Here is a 4,949-nt window from a genome sequence, read left to right as displayed (position 1 = left end):
ATTAATAGTTGCTTGATCAAACGTCTGCAAGATGGACAATCATCCTTCCTGCAGGCGCCTTCACAAGATACCTGCGCATACTTTCAAAGAACCTGGGAGTCGGCCTCAGCGCCTTCCTCCGTGTGCCCCGACGTTTCCGTCGTTGCGAGCCGCCCATTATAGCCGGCTTTTCCGCTTCGTCAACACCCTTTTTCGAGGGCCGCCTCACCGAAGTGGACGTTGTTGCCGATGCTGCTTCGTCGCGCGACCCGGAGGTCTTTTCGTCGAAGCGAGCCGCCTATTATGTCAGGCTTTTCGTTTCCGTCAACACCTTTTTTCGAGGTAGTTGGCGATCCGTTCCGTTGCTGTGGCCGCCTTGCGGTGGCCCCTGCGTCGGGGGAGGGAAAGTATGTGCCGAAAGACTGAATTTGGGAAGGGGTTGGGTGAAATTTTTTTCACCGAGCGGCCGAAGACCCCTTGGGCCGGCCAACGGCCGGCGCTACCAGGGAGCCCGGGCACCGTGTCCCGGGCGTCCGTTGTTGTTACGCGGCGACCAGAAGGACGCGGGCGAAGTTGCGCTTGCCGACCTGCAGCAGGCCTTCAAAGCCGGGGCTGAACACCAGCTGGGCGTCTTCCACTACTTCACCGTTGACCTTCACCGCGCGCTCCTTGAGCTTGCGGGACGCCTCGGAGTTGCTGGGGGTCAGGCCGGCGGCGGTGAGCAGCGCGCCAATCCGCAGGCCTTCGGCGGGAATGACCACTTCCTGCAGCGGCAGCAGGCTGACATCGCCCTGCCCGGTCACGGCGGCGTTCCAGCCGGCAATGGCCATTTCGGCCGCGTCGGCGTCGTGGAAGCGGGTGGTCAGCTCACGGGCCAGGCGCAGCTTCACCTCACGCGGGTTCAGGCTGCCGGCTTCGACCTGCTCGCGCAGGCTCAGCGCTTCGGCCTGACTGATGTCGAAGGACAGCAGCTCGATCCAGCGCCACATCAGGTCGTCGCCGATCTTCATGGTCTTGGTGACCATGTCGATCGCCGGCTCGCTGATGCCGATGTAGTTGTTGAGCGACTTGGACATCTTGGCCACGCCGTCCAGACCTTCCAGCAGCGGCATGGTCAGCACGATCTGCGGCTTCTGACCGTAGTGTTCCTGCAGGCCACGGCCCATCAGCAGGTTGAACTTCTGGTCGGTACCGCCCAGCTCGACGTCCGCCTCCAGCGCCACCGAGTCGTAGCCCTGCACCAGCGGGTACAGGAACTCATGGAGGGCGATGGACTGCTGGGCGGCATAGCGCTTGGCGAAGTCGTCGCGCTCAAGCATGCGCGCCACGGTGTGCTGGCCGGCCAGGCGGATCATGTCGGCCGCGCCCATCTTGCCGAACCACTCGGAATTGAAGCGGACTTCGGTCTTCTCACGGTCCAGCACCTTGAACACCTGCTCCTCATAGGTGCGGGCGTTGGCGAGCACGTCGTCCTTGCTCAGCGGCTTGCGGGTGACGTTCTTGCCGGAGGGGTCGCCGATCATGCCGGTGAAGTCGCCAATCAGGAAGATGACCTGATGCCCCAGGTCCTGGAACTGGCGCAGCTTGTTCAACAGCACCGTGTGGCCCAGGTGCAGGTCCGGTGCGGTGGGGTCGAAACCTGCCTTCACCCGCAGCGGGCGGCCCGCCTCCAGCCGCAGGCGCAGCTCCTCGATCTTGAGGATCTCATCGGCCCCGCGGCCGATCTGGGCAAGGGCTTGATCAATCGATGACACGTTGCAACTCCCGGCGGTGCCGTATTTATATGAATGACGTTAAGTACAAGTTAACCGCAAGTGCTTCACAAAATCCAATAGGCACAAGGGTTTGACGCGATATTTATACCTGTCTATGGTAACCGGCGTTTAGGCCCGAGTTGCCGGGTCAGCCAGGAACCGCTCGACGATGCTGAACTCCGATCAAGGCCGCGCCCGCAAGCAGCGCTTCAAGGAACGTCTCCACGTTCTTCACGACACTGCCCTCCATCGGAAGCTCAAGCAGCACCTGCCGGCGGCCTTCAACGAGCGCTGGACCCGCCGCCATTGGATGCACGCCAGCCTGTTCGCCACCATCGGCGCGCTGGTGGCCACCATTGTGCCGGGCTTCTCGCACACCATCGATGGCCCCTACTCGGCCGACCACTCCACCCTGGCCCTGCCGTTGCCGCCGCTCTCGGCCGAACGCCAGAACCAGACCCCGGGTGACAGCTGGCAGGTGCTGCGCGTGCAGCGCGGCCAGACCCTGAGCGACCTGTTCGACCAGGCCGGCATCCCGGCGACGGTGATGCACCAGGTGCTGGACCATCCGGGCGTGCGCGATTCGCTGGTGAAGCTGCGCCCCGGCACCGAGATCGCCTTCGATGTACCGCTTTCGGGCGACCTGCGGGCGATCCGCTACAACCGCGACGGCGACAACCGCGTGGAGCTGAGCCTGAAGGACGGCAAGATCAGCGAGCAGGTCACCAAGCGCGAGAGCTCCACCCGCCGGGTCGTGACCAGCGGAGAGATCACCAGTTCGCTGTACGCGGCGGCGCGCAAGGCAGGGCTGTCGCCTTCGGCGATTGCGACGATGACCGACGAGATCTTCAAGTACGACATCGACTTCTCCAAGGACATCCAGCCGGGCGACCGCTTCAGCGTGGTGATGGATGAAACCTGGCGCGAAGGCGAGAAGGTGGACACCAGCAAGATCCTGGCCGCGACGTTCACCTCTGACGGCAAGACCTACAGCGGCTTCCGCTTTGATCGCAACGGCAAGTCGGAATACTTCGACGTCAGCGGCCGGCCGCTGAAGAAGAGCTTCATCCGCATGCCGATCCCCTTCGCACGCCTGAGCTCGACCTTCGGCGCGCGCCGCCACCCGGTGCTGGGCAAGATGCGCATGCACAAGGGCGTGGACTACGCCGCGCGTACCGGCACCCCGATCATGGCCGCCGGCGACGCCCGCGTGCAGTTCGCCGGCGTGCAGCGCGGCTACGGCAACGTGGTGATCCTGGACCACGGCAAAGGACACACCACGCTGTACGGGCACATGTCGCGCTTCGGCAAGATCCGCACCGGCCAGACCGTGGCCCAGGGCACGGTGATCGGCTACGTGGGTTCGACCGGCCTGGCCACCGGCCCGCACCTGCACTACGAATTCCGCGTCAACGGCGTGCACCGCAACCCGCTGTCGGTGACCATGCCGCCGCCGGAGCCGCTGAAGGGAGCCGAACTGGTCGCCTTCCGCGCGCAGACCGCACCGGCGCTGGCCCGCATCCAGGGCATGGAGAAGCTGATCTACGCCGACGCCAGCCCGGCTCCGCAGGCGCAGCCGGAAAAGGCGACGGCCAGTGCGGCCAAGCCGGCGAAGAACACGCGCGGCTGACGGTGTGCAGCCACGCAGGGCGTGGCTCTACGGGTCTGGGATTGCGATGATGGGCGGGTTCTCTTTTGGGACCCGCCTTTTTCATGACTGCCGTTGATCCTGCCCTCCCCCTTTACCTGGGCCTGATGTCGGGCACCAGCGCCGATGGCATCGATGCCGCGCTGGTGCAGTTTCCTGCCAGCGGCGGCTGCCGCTTCGTGCACGGGCACACCCACGCCTGGGACCCGGCGCTGCGTGCCGAGTTGATCGCGCTGGGCGAAGGCGGCGGGCTGGATTCGCTGGATACGCTGGGGCGGATCGACGCCCAGATCGGCCTGAGCTTCGCCGCGGCCGCCCATGCGCTGCTGGAGGCCAGCGGCGTGGACCGGGCGCAGGTGCGGGCGATCGGCTCGCATGGGCAGACCGTGCGCCACCGACCGCTGGCCGACCCGGCCTTCACCCTGCAGCTGGGCGATGCCAACCGCATTGCCGAAGCGACCGGCATCACCACCGTGGCCGACTTCCGCCGCCGCGATGTGGCCGCAGGCGGCCAGGGGGCACCGCTGATGCCGGCCTTCCATCTGGCGATGCTGGGCCAGAGCGAGGAGGATCGCGCGATCCTCAACCTGGGCGGGATCGCCAATCTGACCCTGATTCCCCGCGGCGGCGTGCCGCGTGGCTTCGATACCGGCCCTGCCAATGCGCTGATGGATGCGTGGTGCCAGCAGCACCGGGGTGTGCCGTTCGATGCGGACGGGGCATTCGCCGCCAGCGGACGGGTGGACGAGACCCTGTTGGCGCAGTGGCTGGCCGAACCGTGGTTTGCCCTGCCCCCGCCGAAGAGCACCGGGCGCGAGCAGTTCCACCTGGACTGGGCGCTGGCCGCGCTGGGGCAGCGGGCGCTGGCACCGGCGGACGTGCAGGCCACGCTGCTGGAGCTGACCGCCGCCACCGTGGCCAACGCCCTGCTGGCGCATCTGCCCGAGGCCCGACGCGTGCTGGTGTGTGGCGGTGGCGTGCGCAACCCGCAGCTGCTGCGCCGGCTCAGCGCGCGCCTGCCGGGCGTGGTGGTGGAGTCCAGCGCGGTGCACGGGCTGGATCCGGACTACATGGAAGCGATGGGATTTGCCTGGCTGGCGCAGCAGACGCTGGACGGGCTGGCGGGCAATCTGCCGAGCGTGACCGGGGCCAAGGGGCCGCGGATTCTGGGGGCGATCCATCCGGCCTAGGTGAACGCAGCAGGTCTGGCGTGGCGCGGGCGTATTGCCCGCGCCTGATGGCAGGCGCATGATCGCAGCTGTTGTGCCGTGGGGGCGGTGCTGTACGCAAGGGGAGAACACATGGCCGATCTGGTGCTGCGCGATCTTGATCCGCTGCTCGACGAACGCATCCGCCGCGTCGCCGTGGCGCGCGGGTGGACGCGCGAGTACACCTGCGTGGTGCTGCTGGAGCAGGGGCTGTTCTCCAGCGAGCTGGAGGTGCGCCATGGGTTCCAGAACCCCGAAGTGGATGCGCTGGCCGATGCCATCGCGGCGCTGCAGGCGCTGCCGGACGCGAAGTCCTTCTGAGACCCCTTGGGCCGGCCAACGGCCCGCCCTACCCGCGCG

Annotated in this window: 4 protein-coding genes; 3 read left to right on the top strand and 1 reads right to left on the bottom strand. The window is 66.7% G+C overall.

Annotated features, from left to right (window positions below; all coding sequences use genetic code 11):
* Nucleotides 1-521: 521 nt before the first annotated feature.
* The gene (gene tyrS / locus QMX83_RS20140) at nt 522-1,733 is read right to left on the bottom strand and encodes a tyrosine--tRNA ligase (RefSeq protein WP_282298416.1); all 1,212 of its coding nucleotides are present in this window, start codon (nt 1,731-1,733) and stop codon (nt 522-524) included.
* A 169-nt stretch (nt 1,734-1,902) separates the two neighbouring features.
* On the opposite strand from tyrS, the gene QMX83_RS20135 reads away from it, so the two are divergent.
* From QMX83_RS20135 to QMX83_RS20125, 3 genes are all read left to right on the top strand, one after another.
* On the top strand, nt 1,903-3,363 hold the full coding sequence (locus QMX83_RS20135; protein WP_282298415.1) for a M23 family metallopeptidase: 1,461 nt from the start codon (nt 1,903-1,905) through the stop codon (nt 3,361-3,363).
* An 83-nt stretch (nt 3,364-3,446) separates the two neighbouring features.
* On the top strand, nt 3,447-4,571 hold the full coding sequence (locus tag QMX83_RS20130; protein ID WP_282298414.1) for an anhydro-N-acetylmuramic acid kinase: 1,125 nt from the start codon (nt 3,447-3,449) through the stop codon (nt 4,569-4,571).
* Nucleotides 4,572-4,682: 111 nt separating this feature from the next.
* On the top strand, nt 4,683-4,910 hold the full coding sequence (locus QMX83_RS20125) for a hypothetical protein (RefSeq protein WP_125361847.1): 228 nt from the start codon (nt 4,683-4,685) through the stop codon (nt 4,908-4,910).
* Nucleotides 4,911-4,949 lie beyond the last annotated feature (39 nt).

Origin of the sequence: Stenotrophomonas sp. PS02289, assembly GCF_029960115.1 — a bacterium.
In the GTDB taxonomy this organism is placed as follows: Bacteria; Pseudomonadota; Gammaproteobacteria; order Xanthomonadales; family Xanthomonadaceae; genus Stenotrophomonas.
This window is presented reverse-complemented; position numbering and strand designations above follow the sequence as displayed.